General features: G+C 51.9%; 11 protein-coding genes. 9 read left to right on the plus strand and 2 right to left on the minus strand.

Annotation, left to right across the window (positions count from 1 at the left end):
- Nucleotides 1-16 precede the first annotated feature (16 nt).
- Nucleotides 17-1,042, minus strand: a complete 1,026-nt coding sequence (locus ABVT36_RS05735) for an HAD family hydrolase (protein ID WP_368455685.1) — start codon at nucleotides 1,040-1,042, stop codon at nucleotides 17-19.
- Nucleotides 1,043-1,270: 228 nt separating this feature from the next.
- On the opposite strand from ABVT36_RS05735, the gene ABVT36_RS05740 reads away from it, so the two are divergent.
- Nucleotides 1,271-2,950, plus strand: a complete 1,680-nt coding sequence (locus tag ABVT36_RS05740) for an NAD-dependent malic enzyme (RefSeq protein ID WP_368455686.1) — start codon at nucleotides 1,271-1,273, stop codon at nucleotides 2,948-2,950.
- 84 nt (nucleotides 2,951-3,034) lie between these two features.
- Here ABVT36_RS05740 and ABVT36_RS05745 read toward each other — a convergent pair whose 3' ends face one another.
- Nucleotides 3,035-4,339 (minus strand): MgtC/SapB family protein, encoded by a 1,305-nt coding sequence (locus tag ABVT36_RS05745; protein WP_368455687.1) that lies wholly within the window; start codon nucleotides 4,337-4,339, stop codon nucleotides 3,035-3,037.
- 423 nt (nucleotides 4,340-4,762) lie between these two features.
- Between ABVT36_RS05745 and ABVT36_RS05750 the strand changes: the two genes are divergently transcribed.
- The 8 genes from ABVT36_RS05750 to ABVT36_RS05785 all read left to right on the plus strand — a co-directional run bounded on the left by ABVT36_RS05750 (nucleotide 4,763) and on the right by ABVT36_RS05785 (nucleotide 16,020).
- Complete coding sequence (locus ABVT36_RS05750; RefSeq protein WP_368455688.1) at nucleotides 4,763-5,203, plus strand: MarR family winged helix-turn-helix transcriptional regulator; 441 nt, start codon at nucleotides 4,763-4,765, stop codon at nucleotides 5,201-5,203.
- Between the two features lie 33 nt (nucleotides 5,204-5,236).
- Nucleotides 5,237-5,611: an antibiotic biosynthesis monooxygenase gene (locus ABVT36_RS05755; RefSeq protein WP_368455689.1), complete on the plus strand. Its 375-nt coding sequence runs from the start codon at nucleotides 5,237-5,239 to the stop codon at nucleotides 5,609-5,611.
- Between the two features lie 30 nt (nucleotides 5,612-5,641).
- Nucleotides 5,642-6,187, plus strand: coding sequence for a cytochrome b (locus ABVT36_RS05760; RefSeq protein WP_368455690.1), 546 nt, complete (start codon nucleotides 5,642-5,644; stop codon nucleotides 6,185-6,187).
- Nucleotides 6,184-7,266 carry a CDGSH iron-sulfur domain-containing protein gene (locus tag ABVT36_RS05765; RefSeq protein ID WP_368455691.1) on the plus strand — a complete coding sequence of 361 codons (1,083 nt, stop codon included), beginning with the start codon at nucleotides 6,184-6,186 and terminating at the stop codon, nucleotides 7,264-7,266. The genes ABVT36_RS05760 and ABVT36_RS05765 overlap by 4 nt, the downstream gene beginning before the upstream one ends.
- 1,693 nt (nucleotides 7,267-8,959) lie before the next feature.
- The gene (locus ABVT36_RS05770) at nucleotides 8,960-11,530 is read left to right on the plus strand and encodes a PKD domain-containing protein (protein ID WP_368455692.1); all 2,571 of its coding nucleotides are present in this window, start codon (nucleotides 8,960-8,962) and stop codon (nucleotides 11,528-11,530) included.
- 12 nt (nucleotides 11,531-11,542) lie between these two features.
- A complete protein-coding gene (locus ABVT36_RS05775; protein ID WP_367151561.1) occupies nucleotides 11,543-11,953 on the plus strand; it encodes a hypothetical protein in 411 nt (136 codons plus the stop codon).
- A gap of 15 nt (nucleotides 11,954-11,968) precedes the next feature.
- Complete coding sequence (locus tag ABVT36_RS05780; RefSeq protein WP_368455693.1) at nucleotides 11,969-15,544, plus strand: RHS repeat-associated core domain-containing protein; 3,576 nt, start codon at nucleotides 11,969-11,971, stop codon at nucleotides 15,542-15,544.
- Complete coding sequence (locus tag ABVT36_RS05785; protein ID WP_368455694.1) at nucleotides 15,532-16,020, plus strand: hypothetical protein; 489 nt, start codon at nucleotides 15,532-15,534, stop codon at nucleotides 16,018-16,020. Before ABVT36_RS05780 ends, ABVT36_RS05785 begins: the two co-directional genes overlap by 13 nt.
- Nucleotides 16,021-16,032 lie beyond the last annotated feature (12 nt).

Raw genomic sequence — 16,032 nt, forward strand, 5'->3', positions numbered from 1 at the left:
TTCGGTGTCCGTCTATCTATTGCTCGAGAACGAAGATCGTCTTCCAGTCGTTCTTCATGCTGATCACGATCCAGCCGGACTCTTCCGCCTCCCGCATTAGCTCTTTGGAGAACCTTCCAAACTTGGTGTCCGGCAGCCCGCGGGCGGGGCCGTAGGCATATTCCCGTTTTGGATCGTCGTGGAGTACCAGCATCATCAGGCGCGCGCCCTTGCCGGCGGCGGTCCACTGCAGCATTTCTCTGTCGCCGTCGGAGTTTCCGAATGCGGCCAGGGGCCGTTTGCCAATGAAATTATGAATACCTATCGGCTTTCCGGCTTTGTCGTCCACAAAATTCAGCTCCGATAACCGCAGGAGCCGCGGCTTGCCATTCTCTATCTCATACTTGATTTTTACGCTGGAGCCAACCACCTGCTCCGGTGGAATTCCATAGACTGTCTGGGAAATAGGCCGGATGAAGTCAGTCCCGCCGCCCGATACTATATAGGTTTTGAAGCCGTGGCTTCGCAGATAGTTGAGCAGTTCCAGCATCGGCAGATAGGCGAGCTCTGTATAGCGGCGTTTGAAGCGTGGATGTCGCGCGGATGCAAACCAATCCTTGACTATTGTTTCGAACTCAGTGGTGCTTATACCGGTATGCGAGGCCATCACCAGTTCCAGGATACCCTTGGAGCCCAGTTGGCCGAGTGCATTGAAGTCCTTGTCGAGCGCTGCTTTAAATGGCTGCTTGTTTTTCCAGTCCGGATGCGCAGGTGCCAGAGCGTCGATCCGGTCCAATGCAAACGCCAATTGCGTGTAAACGGGGTGGGATGGCCACAAGGTCCCGTCGTTGTCGAAAACAACGATTCTGTCCTGGGGCTCCACATAGACCGCTTGAGACTGGTCTGTGACTGCTTGAACAAACTCCACTATGGCCTGTTTCGCCGCTCCCTGATTCCATGAGGGCAGTGGATCCTCGTCGGCGAAGACTGGTAAGGACAGTGTCAGGGCAGTCAGGGGGATGGTCAGCAGTAGCGCCAGTCTGGCGCCTGGCGAAGCGGCCATAGCTTGAATTCCTCGAAAGGGTGGATTTGGCCCCGAGCCTTTCTGTTCCCCATTGGGTGGTCGGGATCTGTAAATAAGTACACAGTATAGATACAGCCTGGCAGTCTGGCCTCGTTCGGTATCCACGATCATTTCACCCTGGAAGTGGGCCTGGGCTAAGCGAAAGCCGGGACACAATTTAGCGCAGTAGGGTAATGTGCATGCCGATTTCCGGGTATAATCCCGACGATGACCAATGAAGACAAACGCCCACTGTATATTCCCCATGCCGGTCCATCCCTGCTGGAGATGCCACTGCTCAACAAGGGCAGCGCCTTTACTCTGAAGGAGCGCCTCGAGTTCAATCTGGCCGGGCTGCTGCCCCACAATGTGGAAACCATCGAAGAGCAGGTGCGCCGCGCCTATCACCAGTACTGCCAGTGCAATACGGATCTGGAACGCCACATCTACCTGCGGGCAATCCAGGACGACAATGAAACCCTCTTCTTTCGCCTGATCCAGGCCCATATTGAGGAAATGCTACCGATCATCTACACGCCGACGGTGGGCCAGGCGTGCGAGGAGTTTTCCAATATCTATCGCAACCACCGCGGCTTGTTTGTGTCCTATCCGGACCGCGAGCACATGGACGATATCCTGCGCAGCGCCACCAAGGACAATGTCAAAGTCATAGTGGTTACCGACGGTGAACGTATCCTCGGCCTTGGTGACCAGGGTATCGGCGGTATGGGCATTCCCATTGGCAAGTTGTCCTTATATACCGCCTGTGGCGGTATCAGCCCCGCCTACACACTGCCGGTCACGCTGGATGTGGGTACCAACAACCGCACTTTACTGGACGACCCCATGTATATGGGATGGCGCCACGAGCGGGTGCCCCAGGAAGAATATGACGAATTCGTTGAGGAGTTTATCGCGGCGGTGAAACGCCGCTGGCCCAGAGTATTGGTGCAGTTCGAGGACTTTGCCCAATCGAATGCCATGCCGCTGCTGGAACGCTACCGGGACCGGCTGTGCTGTTTCAACGACGATATCCAGGGCACTGCAGCGGTTTGCCTGGGGACGCTGCTGGCGGCGTGTAAGGCAAAAGGGGAGCCTCTGGGCTTGCAGCGTGTCCTTGTGGTGGGAGCCGGTTCGGCCGGCTGTGGTATTGCGGAGCAGATCGTAAAAGCCATGGTCGACGAGGGGCTGTCGGAGCGGGAATCCCGGCAGAGAATATTGATGTTTGACCGCTACGGCCTGGTTACCGACGACGTCAAGGGGTTGCACGACTTCCAGGCGCGCCTGGCCCAGGAATCGGCACTGTATCCCAACGCCAACCAGTGGAGTTTGCTGCAGCTGGTCCAGCAGGTCCAGCCAACCATTCTGATAGGTGTTTCGGGGCAGGGCGGCCTGTTCACTCAGGAGGTGGTCGAAGCCATGCACGCCGGCTGCAAGCGCCCGCTGATTTTGCCCTTGTCGAATCCCACATCGCGCGCTGAGGCCCGGCCGCAGGAACTTCTGGCCTGGACCAATGGCGACGCCATGGTCGCCACCGGCAGCCCCTTTGCGCCGGTGGAGCTGGAAGGGAAGAGCTACAATGTGGCCCAGTGCAATAATGTCTACATTTTCCCGGGGGTCGGGCTGGGTGTGATCGCCGCCGGAGCCACGCGGGTGACTGACGGCATGTTGATGGCGGCATCCAAAGCGCTGGCCGAACATGCGCCGGTGGTCAGGACCGGAGCCGGTGCCCTGCTGCCGGCACTGTCCGATATTCGTGAAATTACCCGCTATATCGGCATGAAAGTGGGCCTGCAGGCCCAGGCCGACGGTGTTGCGCCGGGTATAACCGAGGACAAGCTGAAAGCGGCGATAGAGCGGAACTTTTGGTGCCCCGGATACCGGCGTTACCGTAGGCGATCTTTTTAGGGCTTGTCGACACTATTAACCTGGCAATCTAGTCGATGGGGAATCCTCCGCCGGATTGCCTGGTTAATGATGTGAAGGTGACAATCATGGCTGAGGCCATAGAAAAACCACTGCCAGACCCGCGCAAAAAGGCAGCGCGAACAATAATATTAATCGCCGGAACAGCGCTCTTCCGCCAAGAATACCTCCCACAACAGCCTTGAAGGCCAGGTTGGCGAGGGTGGCGATGACAATTGCACGCAGGGCGGTTGCGGGCTCCAGCAACCCCTCCCCAGCCAGATTGGCACTGGAAAGGGTGATGGCATCCACGTCGGCAAATCCGGAAATCATTGCCACCAGATAGGTGCCGCGGTTGCCAAGATACTCCTGGCCGGCGGCGATACCCAGCAGCACCGCAGCGTAGAGACAGGCGAAGATCAGCGCCGAGCCAAGTTCCGCCGGGTTGCTCTGCGCCGGTATGTCGTACTTCCGCCGGCTGATTGTACGATAACCGACGCCACAGACCGCGACGCTGACCGCCATTAGCGCGGCCAGCGGCGGTGCCAGCTGGCCCAGAATATGGGGCGCCACCACTGAGATCTCAACAAAGATACGCACAAACATGGTAGTGGAGGCGATCAGTATCACCAGGGCCGCCAGGTCGAGCGCAGTGTCATTGTTGCGGACGCGCTGGGCATAGCTGACGGTGGTTGCGGTGGAGGAAATAAGGCCGCCGATGACACCGCTCAACAGGGTGCCCGCCTGGGCGCCCACCAGTTTGTAAAGACCATAGCCTCCCAGGCCGATGCCGACGATAAGTACTACCAGCAGCCAGATTTTGAAGGGGTTCAGGACGTCGTAGGGGCCAAAGGTTTGATTGGGCAGCACTGGCAGAATAATGAGTGAAATTAGCGCAAATCGCATAATTGCGCGAAGGTCATTTTCGCTCAGCCGCTGTGCAAACCTGTGCATACTGGGTTTCAGGTGCAGCAGTACAGTAATGGTGCCGCCAGCGACCACCGCCAGTGTTTTGTCACCGACCACCAGCAGGACGCCGAGGAGAAACATCAACAGGGCGGTGACTTCGGTGGTGACACCGGAGGTTTCCGCCTCTCCGCGAAGGCGTTCGAGATTTCCCAGTAATATCAATACCACCATACACAGAAGGCCGATGGCCATCAGCCAGGCGGCGTCATAGATCTGGCTGGTGCGCGCCACCATGGCACCAAACAGTGCGATCAGGGGAAAGGTCCGGATTCCGCCGAGGCGGACAGCGGTGCGCTCCCTCTGCAGTCCAACCAGCAGGCCAAGTCCCAGGGCGATACCGAAAGCGACCAGAGTGTCCGTATCTAAAAACAGCTCCGGCCAGACTGCTCCAGTTGTGCCCGGCTTGGCGGGGGGTTCCGTCATGATTTGGTCCGCTCAGTGGCAGTCAGTTTTGCTCGGTTGTTGCTGTGTCCTGGGCCTGTAACAGGCCGGTAATAACTCCACAATGCCGGCGACCCCACAGGGTGGACTGAATTAAGAGGTGGCTTGCCAGCTAAACAACTGCTTAATTAATAATAAGGTAGGAGAATTTTCCCCTATTGGCGATCTGGGCTGGTGTGTGCCTTTATTGTGTAGGGTGTTCCTGGAACCTAATTCCCGGTGTGGGTCATTGCGCCTCGATATGCCAACCTGCAAAGTTCAGATTTGACCTGGCATACACTGAAATCCCGTTTGCAGACACTCAATATGGCTTTATCAGCCTGTCGCCAAGGTGGACTTGGGCATTCAAAAGCGGGCAGATAAGATAATTGACAATATATTACCATTATGACAGCATAAGTTCCTATGAAGCGAACAGCAGAAGGCGAGGCTTTGACTGCCCTGATCCTTGAGACCTTTCGGTTGAATGGGGAGCTATTGGCGGCCGGCAACAAACTGACCAAACCGATGGGCATGACCAGTGCCCGCTGGCAGGTAATGGGGGCTATCGACGAATGGGGGCAGCCCCTCACGGTCGCCCAGATCGCCAGGAGGATGGGGCTCGCCCGTCAGGGCGTGCAGCGCATCGTCAATGATCTCAAAGCCCAAGGATTGGTTACTTTGGAGGCAAATCTGGATCACAAGCGTTCGCCGCTTGTCGCCATCAGCGAAACCGGAAGTGCGGTCATGGTCGAGATAGGCAAAGCACAGGCCGCCTGGGTCAACACACTGGCCGAGGGGCTGAGTGAGCGACGTATCCGGGATGCGCTTCGGCTCTTGGAAATTGTTCGCGGCCGTATTGAGTAAACAAGTGTTATCAGCAACTGTTAGAGGATTTGAATGATGGCGAGGTTCGAAGAGCTCAACGACAAAGTCAGTCTGGCTGACCAGATGCAAACCAACGAAGACGGCTCCATAGTGCTAATCAACGTCTTCACCATCGATCCAGCCGATGGGGAGGCCCTGCTTGCGGCGTGGAAGCACGATGCAGATTTTATGCGCGCCCAGCCCGGTTATATCTCCACACAGCTGCATAAAGCCATAGGCGGCAGTGGGACCTTCGTTAACTATGCAATATGGGAAAGTGTGGAGAGCTTCCGCAACGCTTTCACAAACCCGGAATTTCAGAAGCGCATCGGCGGTTACCCCGAAAGTGCGGTTGCCTCGCCGCACCTGTTCAAAAAGCTGGCCGTGTCCGGCCACTGCGTGGCCTAAGCCACTGCGCAGCGTATAGAGAGCAGCAAGATGTCACTCAAAAGCGCACCGGATCAGTACGGTATGGTTGCTGTGGCTATCCATTGGTTCAGTGCTTTGCTTATGGTTGCACTGATTGGTTCGGGTTTTCGAGCGGCTGAAATGGAAGACGCGGCCGCCAAAGCAGCCGTCTTGCGCGTACATATCCCCATAGGCGTCACCATTCTGCTCCTTACCTTGACACGCCTCGGCTGGTGGTTATTTGTAGACAATAAACCTGCTTCCGTACCCATGCCCAGCTGGCAGCATGTTGCCTCTCGAGTTGTCCATATTTTGTTCTACGTGCTTATTCTCGGCACGGCCGCCAGTGGCATTGGAACAATGATTTTGTCGGGTGCTGGCCCGATAATTTTTGGTGGAGAGCTGGTGACAACGCTGCCTGACTTCTTCGACTATCCACCGCGCAGGTCCCATGAAATAGGCGCCGGCGCCATAGTTGCGCTGCTGGTTCTCCATGCCGGAGCGGTGCTATATCACCAGCTATTCAAACAGGACCAGCTGCTGCAACGCATGTGGTTCGAAGAGAGGCAACGATGATGAAAACCAGAGTTCACGCAATTGCCGGTATTGTAAGTTTCTTAATGATTGCCAGCTTCTGGACCTCGACAGCGGTTTCAGAGCTGATAGGTAACGAAGCGGCCGTTACGGCGGTTAAGAATGGCATTCTCTGGGGAATGGCTGTGTTGATTCCGGCCATGATAATTACCGGAGGCTCCGGAATGTCCCTGGGGCGGGGCCGCAATAATCCCGGCGTTTTGGCGAAGAAAAAGCGGATGCCGATTATTGCATTGAACGGCCTGATCATTCTGGTTCCATGCGCATTTTTTTTGGCCTCGAAAGCCAACTCTGGCTCCTTTGATAGTGTTTTCTTTGCTGTTCAGGGGTTGGAACTGATTGCCGGCGCGATGAATCTGACATTGATGGGGCTTAACATCCGAGATGGCTTGCGTCTCACGGGTCGGATCGCATCCCCCAGCGCCGGGCCCGCGAAGAGTGCTGCATCGATCGAGTTAAGCAAGAACGGCCCCGCGATCACACATAGCCTGGAGGACTTGAAGGGAGTCGATGGTGCAGACATACCCACTCGGGCCACGATGGCTCTATGCCGCTGCGGTGCATCAAATAACAAGCCATTTTGTGATGGTTCCCATGCCCGCGTTGGATATTCGGATAAGAAATCCCCTGAACGAACCACAGACGAAATTTTGAGCTACAAGGGCAGAGACATAACAGTCCTTTACAATCGCCTGGTCTGTTCCAAGTCCTACGAATGCGGCCGGCGCCTCCAGGCGGTATTTGATACAGAGCGTGATCCCTGGATAGACCCAGACAAAGGTTCGGTCGCTGCAATAATTGACGTTATACGCGCTTGCCCCTCCGGCGCCTTGCGCTACGAAAGAAATGGTGAAGGTATCCACCACGAGATACCACCCGGGATTTCAATTCAAGTAGAGGCAAATGGACCCTATCGTATTCGTAACCTGGCACTGGTAAATGCGGATTGGTGTGAGGGTGCGTGCGAGAAAAAATATTCCCTTTGCCGTTGTGGTGCTTCGAAGAACAAACCCTTTTGCGATGGATCACACCTTGCGGCAAATTTTACGGATGAAGCCTAGCAGTAGTTTTTTTATGCGCTATTCGTTTTTCAAGCTTGATCAGCTCCATGCTTTTGCGCACATAGCTGTCGGCTGATCAGGATTGTCATTTTCACCCTATGCTGCTGCCAGTTGAGCAAGTTACAAGTGTTTGCGTAAGTTCTCGGCGGTATTCGCACTTCAGGCTGTGCTGTTGGCTGGAGTATGGTAGAAGTAGGTCCAGTTGCGGTCCGGCTCGAGTGCGCCCAGGGTGATAATATCCCAATCTTTTGCCTACTTCTTAATCAGAGAATTCCCGGCTTTGCTCCTGATCCTTTTCACGTCTGGGAATTGTGACGTTCCCCAATTGAACTTCCGGCAACCCGGTCAAGTATCGACCTCGCTAAGCTAAACTCCTGCAATCCTGCTTACTGAGCATGTCAGGCTAATTGCGATTGCAGTGTAATACCGGCTCTGGATTGGTTTGAAGAATCCTATTCGGATTTCTGCGCGGGGCTGCTGCATAAAAACCTGATTTTTCCTTAGGAATAGACCTCAACTATTATCGCTGCGTTGTCGTTATTTTCTTCCCCAATTGATCTGAGGTGCAGCTAGTTCAGAAAGTATTGCCAAAATTTTCGCTTTGGGGTGCGCGATAAAGAGCCTTTATGGCCTATAAATAACTTGTCATAAGCTACACGAATTTTACTGAAATCCCCCTTGGAGACAAGTTACACATATCGGTTGGAAAAACTATTGCCGAATAGGTGTGATTTAGCGCCTTTACTGCAATAACGGTATTTTAATTGAAATACTTGTGTAGTAGGGTCAAAACCGTAAATTGTGAGATACATAGATGTAGGATGGGTGCTAGTGTATGGCTGTTAGGCCGCCATATAATTTCTAGTAGTGGAATAATTTAGAAATGGCTGCTGCAGTGATCCGGATATTATTTTTGGCCGGAGCCTGAAAATACCTGGGAATGATGTTGTTGCCTGAAATCCTGGCGAATATTTTTACCTGTTCGGCGTCAGGTTTGCTGGAAAAATAACAATCCACACAGGGTCCAGTGAATGCGATGCTTCGCTTCTCTCTTAATCGCCTCTGTCTCTTTGCCGGCGACAGCTTCGCGCCCGGATTATGTCCACCTTGCAGCAATACTTTCCTCTCTCTGCACCCTGCTTACCCGATGTTATTTCCAGGCGGCTGCACCTACCTCCGCGCCTCTAAATAAGCTGTCAGGCTACCGGGGCTTTCAGAAACCAGGCGGAGAGGCGCACCGGGACCTATCAGGCTGTTGAAATTCGCAGAATTTCGACAGCCTGGTACCGGAATATGGATGTTCCGGCAAAATCGACGACGCCTAAGTCGTTGATTTTGGGAGAAAAGTGAAAATCACATTTTTCGCTTTTCGTGTTTTGAAACAGGCAGGATGCCTTTTTCAACAACCTGCTATGAGCTAAATAGAGGAATTATTAACCGGGCAACTCAATGGGTTGACCGGCTGTTGCGATACAAGGATGTGCCGCCGCCGGCCGAAAGCCCTTGAGGGGCAAGCGATTCGGTGTAATTGCACGGATTTTCATGGGCGGCCTTCCAGTGTATGAATTTGACTATTGAAACGCCAGATTTACAGGCTGGGTAATCACTTCAAGACAGGTTAGAGATTTCTTCAGGCTGAAAAAAATCAATCAATTTGAAAAGGACGGGGGTCGGATTGATGAGGGGAAATATCATGGGTAATTTATTCTCGGCACTGAAACCGGCACAATTCAGGCGTTGGTTTGTTGCTCCCTCGGTGTTGATACTGCTGCTCCCGCTTTCCGCCTATGGGGCCTGGTGGAGCCCGGCGTTCGACGTCTCTATCGAAACGACCACCAATGGCGAGGACGCGGATGCGCCACCGGGGCCGGAAATCCTGCTTGGCTCTCCCGTTACCTGGACCTATACAGTCACCAATACCGGCAAAGCCACACTGCGGCGGGTGCATGTCTTTGATCGGGCACCGGGATCGCAGAGCTGGTTTGGCAACGTCACCCGGGTATGCACCATTGAAAAGCTGAAGCGGGGTCAAAGCCAGACCTGTACCCTGGAGGGTGTCGCCAAACAGGGCCAGTACCGCAACACAGGCATAGCGGTGGCTTACGGTAACCGCTGGTGGCACTGGGCAAAAGACAGAGACAGCAGTCATTATTTGGGCACTTTGGGCAATCCTGCCGTCGAGCTTGAAAAAGCGACCCAGGGCCTGGACGCAGATAGCCCGCCGGGACCCGAAATCAATGTCGGAGACCCCGTAAACTGGTCCTTTGTGATTACCAACAGGGGAGACGTTGATTTATCCAACGTTGTGGTCACGGACCAGCAGGTACAGCCCGCCGGAGCGCCGGAGACCAGTGTCTGTGAAATTCCCATTTTGACGGTTGGCCAGTCCCATACCTGTGAGCTTTCCGGCACTGCCATCGAAGGACAGTATCAAAACCTGGCCCAAGTCACCGCACAGGGGCTGGGGGACAGTGTGGTCACCAATCAGGACGGCAGCCACTATATTGGCATATTGGAAGACGTTTTAGCTGCCTTGCCCAGCGCGAAACCGACCAGTGGTGTGGCGCCTCTGTCAGTGGTCTTTACCCCCAACGCCACCACCGATAACGCAATTGTGCGTTATCAGTGGGATTTCGAGGGTGACGGCGTCTTCGAGCGCAGTGAAACCGTAGGTCGCAACCAGAGTTTTACTTACAGGACGCCGGGCAACTACGATGCCACCCTGCGGGTGACCGACAGATTGGGGGAGCAGGCCACGGGAAGTGTATTAATTGCGGTCGGCAACCAGGCTCCGGTGGTAACTGTCAACCTGACGCCTTCCAATGGGCAGATTCCACTGTTTGTCACTTTCTCCGCCACCGCCACCGACAGTGATGGTATTGCCCAGTTCGAATGGGACTTCGAGGGTGATGGCACCTTCGACACCACTACGACTACGGGGAGTGTGTCTCATACCTATACCACAGAGGGCTTTTTCCAGGCGCGCCTGCGGGTCACCGATAATCTCAGTGCTGCCACCACTTTGACCATACCGACGTTGGAGGTGAATGCTCTGCCTACGGGCAGCCCCACGGTGACATTGGTAGTTTCTCCAGCTACTGGCAGGCCGCCCCTGAATGTCAACTTTACCGCCACGGCCAGCGATCCGGATGGTGGTGGAATCACTCAGTACGAATGGGACCTGGATGGCGACGGCACCGTTGATCAAACCACTACCACTGGCTCATTGAACTTTGTTTACAGTGCACCCGGCACCTTCTATCCGCGTGTGCGGGTAGCGGATACCGGGGGATTGCAGGCGGAGGATGCGGCCAGAATCTTCGTGGAGCCGGATCTGTCCCTGAATGTGAGTATCGATACCATCGATCCCCTGATCGGGGAAACCGTCACTATTGGCACTGAGCTTGGCGGTGATACCGAGGTCAGCCTGGTGATTGAGGATCGCAATGGCCAGCAGGTACGCACCCTGGTGCCCTTTGCGGAGCGCGCGGCGGGCAATTATCAGGACAGCTGGGACGGCAGCGACGATGCCGGGCAGACGGTGACTGAAGGGGAATACCGGGTGATTCTACTGTACCGTGTCGACGGCATCGTACAGCGCCTGGATCTGGCGCTGACCAGTGGCGGGATTCAGAGCAATCCACCCCGAAGCCGTATCCCCTCCAGCTTCTCTCCGCTGGCTGGCGATCCACTGGATATTACCTTCACCCTGAATCGCGCTTCCGAAGTCACTGCTTTTATGGGCCTGTTTAATGTCAATACGCGCCTGGTGACTTTCCTGCAGCGGCAGCCATTGGGGCGCGGCTCGCATCAAATAGTCTGGAATGGAGACAATGCGGACGGCCAGTTGATTGAGGCGCCTCCCGGCGACCGCTTCCTCTTTGGTATCTTCGCCTACACATTGCCGAACAATGCCATTTACGTACGTAGCGGCGTGCATGTAAGGAGCGTCAGTGCCTCTCCCTCTATCTATCAACCCACACAAGCGGGCGGTGATATCTCCAGCAACTTCAGTGAGATTCAGGTGGACTTGAGCCGCGCCGGCAGTGCCCGGCTTGTGATCAACGATACCGAGAGCGGTGCTACGGTAGCGGAATTCAGCTATCCGGGTTTGAGCGCCGGCAACAACCTTCTCACCTGGGACGGCCGTGACAATAACGGCGACTTTGTAGCCCCTGGCACCTATCGCCTCGGGGTATCCGGCATCGATGAGACAGGTTACGAATCCCTCACCGTTTTCGCTCTGCAACGCGTCTTTTATTAAGGAGAATCGCCGATGTCAAAACTCATACGACCCATAGTTGCGCCGGTATTTCTGCTGCTGGTTTGTGCGGTTTTCCCCACTGTTTCCAAGGCTCAGGAGATCACTGTCGAGCATTATATAGCCATGGATCTGCTGGCGCGACAAGCCACCCTGGACGGTGTCCGCCAGCGCCTGAATCTGCTTCAGAGCAGGGCTGACCGGCCAGAGCAACTGGCCCAGGACAGTAAAACCCGACAGTCCGTGGAAGCCATTTATGCGGATTTTGGCACCACCTCCGCCCAGGCCGTTGCCTGGGCTACCCGCAACCGCCAGGCAATTAATCACTGGCTGGACGGGAATCCCGGGCTTCAGGCCGAATATGCGCGTATTGCCCGTGAACTCGAACAGGTATCCGCTCGCATTCAGGCGTTGGCCAGTCAATAAAAAAGGAGATTGATCATGTCGTTCAAATGTATTGGAGCAAAGCGAGAGAACAACCCGGCTTTGATCAGTTTCCTGGTGGCTGTGCTTGCTATTGCCGGACTGTTTTCGATCTCACCAGCGTCCGCTTTCCATTTTCCCTGGGATCAGGGTCACGATACCACCGATCCCAATGACCCCGTAGATCCCGGTCCTTGTGAAGGACCAGAGTGTGAAAATGATCCCTGCAATGGCAATAGTACGGGTTCTCCAGTTTATTTGGCTACGGGGCAACTGATTTGGAGTGAAACAGATATAGTGCTCAAAGGCCGTCCGGCTTTATCGGTGAGTCGCACCTATAATTCCCATGACCCTCGTGTGGGTTTATTGGGCAATGGCTGGAGTATGAGTTGTGATAGGGGACTAATTTATACTGTGCGCTACGAAGTGGATGAAACGAGCAACCTTACCACACAGGTAAGAGAATTTATTCGTCGTCTACCCAATGGCAAGCGCTATGTTTATTCGGAGCAAGCCGATGGCACTTTTTCGGCCCCAGGTTTATTTGACGTGGTGAGCCTGCAGGCGAACAAAACAGGCCGCCTGGAACGCCGTGATGGGAGTTATGCTATTTACAGTGAGTCAGGTCAATTACAGTCGGATGTCGATCGAAATGGCAATTCGGTTAATTACACTTACGATATTGAAGGACGTTTAACTCAAAAAGCTGATACCAATGGCCGTTCACTTACGTACGAATATAATACGAATGGCCTGGTTTCCATGATTCGTGACCATACGGGTAGAGTATGGCATTACGGTTATGATGCGAACGCTGATCTGATCTCGGTTACTGACCCGTTGGGTGGAGTTCGTCAATACACCTATCAACCCTACCAGGCCACTGGCGATGGTCAGGTTTATAGTCAATTGACGCGGGTGACAGATGAAACCGGAGTGGTTGAAACACAAATCACTTATAGCGGAGAGCGGGTCGCTTCCCATAAAGAACATGAGGATACGTTCAGTTATCAGTATGATAGTAGCAACCGCCGCGTAACTAAAACAGACAGTAGAAATAGTCGCTGGATATTTACCTATAATGAGTCCGGGCAAACTATCCAAGTGGCAGCTCCCCTAAACCGTACCTGGATTTATGATCGTGATAGTGACAGTTTATTAACAAGAATGGTTGACCCGTTGGGAACGGAATACAATTATACCTATGATCAGTATAGCAACTTACTGACACAGTCTGATACACGAGGAGTCGTAACTAATACCTATGATAATGAAAAGCCCTGGCCCATATCGATTATTTCAAGAACCGGGCGAGCCACTACTATCAATTATGATACGAATGGGAATCCTTTAAGTATTACCGACCCCACTAATGCAGTGACGTCGATGACATGGACAGCCCAAGGTGATTTGCTGACAAATACGAACGCCTTAGGAAATCAAACGAGCTTGACTTACAATGCGCAGGGAATGCGTTTATCGCAAACAGATGCACTGAATCGCGAAACCAGGTTTGAATACGATTCTTTAAATAATATCGTGCAAATAACTAATCCTGAGAACGAAGTAATGCACTACCAATACGATATATTGGATCGTATGACTTCTTCTACGGATGGTAATGGTAACACTACTACGTATTCCTACGATGCGGCAGGCCGAATTACGCAAATTGTGGCGCCGAACGGCCAAGCCGTAGAATATAGTTATGATAATTTTGGGCGAATGAACCAGAGTACTTTTTACGACGGTACAACGCATAATTATCAGTATCGTAGTGATAATTTAATATCACAGATCAAGCGCCCTGATGATGTGATTATTAGTTTGACGTATGATGCTGCCAAGAGAATTACGAGACGTACTATTGGTAGTGAGGATATCTATACTTATAGCTACAATCTTAGAGATGAGTTAACGAGTATCAGTAATAATACAGGTACCGTCACGATGGCTTACGATGGTTTCGGTCGCAAGATCAGCCAAACTGTCAATGGGCAAGCTACAACTTACCAATACAATACAGAAGATGAGGTAACTCAGTTAACCAGTTTAGGAATAACTCAGACACATCAATTTGATCAGAGAGGTTTAATGACTCAACTGGATGTGAGCGGCTCCACTTACCAATATACGTATGACGCGTTTGAGCAACTAACAGTACTGGGGCGCAGTGGAGCTAATGATACTAGGATTCAATATGATGTTGCTAACCAAATAACCGATATTAGCCATGGAGTGAATCAGCGCAATTATCAATATCAATATGATCAAGCTAGCCGCATTAGTCAGTGGCAGGGTATTGCGGGTGAAACAAGAAATTATAGTTACGATGACGTCAGCCGTGTGACAGATGTCCAGTCACCCACCACACCTGAAGAATTTAGCTATGATATGCTAGGTAATCGAAAAAATAATAATGCACAATTTGATGTGGCTAATCGTATTCTAGAAGATGATGAATTTACTTATAGCTATGACGTCAACGGCAATCGAACGGAGAAGAATAATAAGGTTACCGGTGAAGTAGAGCGCTATACCTATAATAGTTCGGATCAGCTCGTTCGTTATCAAAATTATCCTGATAGTACATCCACCGCGCCAGTAAAAGACTACAGTTATTCTTATGGTCCGCTGAAACGGCGGTGGTTGAAAGCAGATAATCTTACAAATACTAATACTCAGTTTTACTGGGAAGACGTTAATTTAATTGGTGAAAGCACTAATGGTGTGCAAAGACGTTATATTTTAGGGGATATGACTCCCCTGGGTTTTTTTGAGGCAGGGCAAATTTATCATTATTTGAGAGATCACCTGGGAACTGCCCATGAGATTATTGATGCTACTGGCAATATTGTCTGGCAAGGCAACTATATTACTTTTGGTGAGATCGAAGAAACAATTTCTCTAATTAACAATAATCTGCGCTTTGCAGGGCAATATCAGGATACTGAGAGTGGTCTGTCGTATAATGTTGCGAGATACTATGACCCAAGCTTGGGCATCTATGTTACCAGTGACCCGGTTGGACTGGACGACGGGCCAAATACTTACAGCTATGTGTATAACCGTCCACTAATGCTTATTGATCCCACTGGTGAATTTGCCAACTTCCTGGTGGGTGCAGGTATCGGGGCTCTATTAGATATAGGATTACAGCTTGCACAAAATGGTGGTAACTTTCGCTGTATAAATTTGGGGCAGGTGGCGGCCTCCGCTGCTTTGGGTGCCGTAGGCGCAGGGTTGGGTGCTAAGCTGGCTGGAGCAGCGGGGAAAGGCAAGCAATTTAGTCATTGGGTTCCAAGCAGGGCAAAAAATTGGCCTGGATTTAGTGGTAAAACGGGGAAAAAATTCTTGAAACCTGGGAATAAATTTAATGGCAACTATGTATCCAAGAAAAGACATTACAAGCATGATCCTTATGCATATGGCAATGTAAAGGGCGAACATCTAAATTGGGGTGGAAAATGGTCCAGACCGGTTCAGCAGTTGGATCGTATACCAAATGTCTACAAAGGTGCAGTTGCTGGCGGTGCTGTTGGAAATGCGGCTGGTAGTAGTTTAGGTTCCAGTGATTGCGAGTGTTCAAACTAATGATTAGGGATTTTTTGAGAAGTATTTGGTATGAGCTGGTACATGGGGGGGAAACCTATCTTTATGACTTGGAAGTGGTGGTCTTAAAAAATATGCTTGCTTCTATGGAAGGGGCTAATAAAGACTGTTTTCTACAACAGCTAAACAGGTTGGACTTAATTCAGCGTAGTCCAGATGGTAGAATAGTTACTCTTTTTGAAGCAAGAGATACCTATTTTAAGTCTTGGGATAATATATTGTTAGATAATAAAAAGGATTATTTTCTTGCGTATAAGGCTAAAGTTTCGGGAGATATCTGCCCCAAAAATAGTTTAACAATAGAGGTTTTTTTTCACCGGGGGCGTATTGGTACTATTGAATATAAAAGAAAAATGGAATGGCCTGTGGGGCAGAAGAAAATACAATTGAGAAAAATAGACTGGCTGTTTAATAAAGGCGGAGAGTTAAATATTGAGAATTTTGAGTTGTTTCTATAGGCCTTCTATTTT

This window comes from Microbulbifer sp. TYP-18, assembly GCF_040932045.1.
In the GTDB taxonomy this organism is placed as follows: Bacteria; Pseudomonadota; Gammaproteobacteria; order Pseudomonadales; family Cellvibrionaceae; genus Microbulbifer.

Excerpts from the sequence above, each read along its gene's own strand:
- ABVT36_RS05780 (WP_368455693.1), top strand. The coding sequence starts at position 11,969 with ATGTCGTTCAAATGTATTGGAGCAAAGCGAGAGAACAACCCGGCTTTG.
- ABVT36_RS05770 (WP_368455692.1), top strand. The coding sequence starts at position 8,960 with ATGGGTAATTTATTCTCGGCACTGAAACCGGCACAATTCAGGCGTTGG.
- ABVT36_RS05775 (WP_367151561.1), top strand. The coding sequence starts at position 11,543 with ATGTCAAAACTCATACGACCCATAGTTGCGCCGGTATTTCTGCTGCTG.
- ABVT36_RS05760 (WP_368455690.1), top strand. The coding sequence starts at position 5,642 with ATGTCACTCAAAAGCGCACCGGATCAGTACGGTATGGTTGCTGTGGCT.
- ABVT36_RS05740 (WP_368455686.1), top strand. The coding sequence starts at position 1,271 with ATGACCAATGAAGACAAACGCCCACTGTATATTCCCCATGCCGGTCCA.
- ABVT36_RS05755 (WP_368455689.1), top strand. The coding sequence starts at position 5,237 with ATGATGGCGAGGTTCGAAGAGCTCAACGACAAAGTCAGTCTGGCTGAC.
- ABVT36_RS05745 (WP_368455687.1), bottom strand. The coding sequence starts at position 4,339 with ATGACGGAACCCCCCGCCAAGCCGGGCACAACTGGAGCAGTCTGGCCG.
- ABVT36_RS05735 (WP_368455685.1), bottom strand. The coding sequence starts at position 1,042 with ATGGCCGCTTCGCCAGGCGCCAGACTGGCGCTACTGCTGACCATCCCC.
- ABVT36_RS05750 (WP_368455688.1), top strand. The coding sequence starts at position 4,763 with ATGAAGCGAACAGCAGAAGGCGAGGCTTTGACTGCCCTGATCCTTGAG.
- ABVT36_RS05765 (WP_368455691.1), top strand. The coding sequence starts at position 6,184 with ATGATGAAAACCAGAGTTCACGCAATTGCCGGTATTGTAAGTTTCTTA.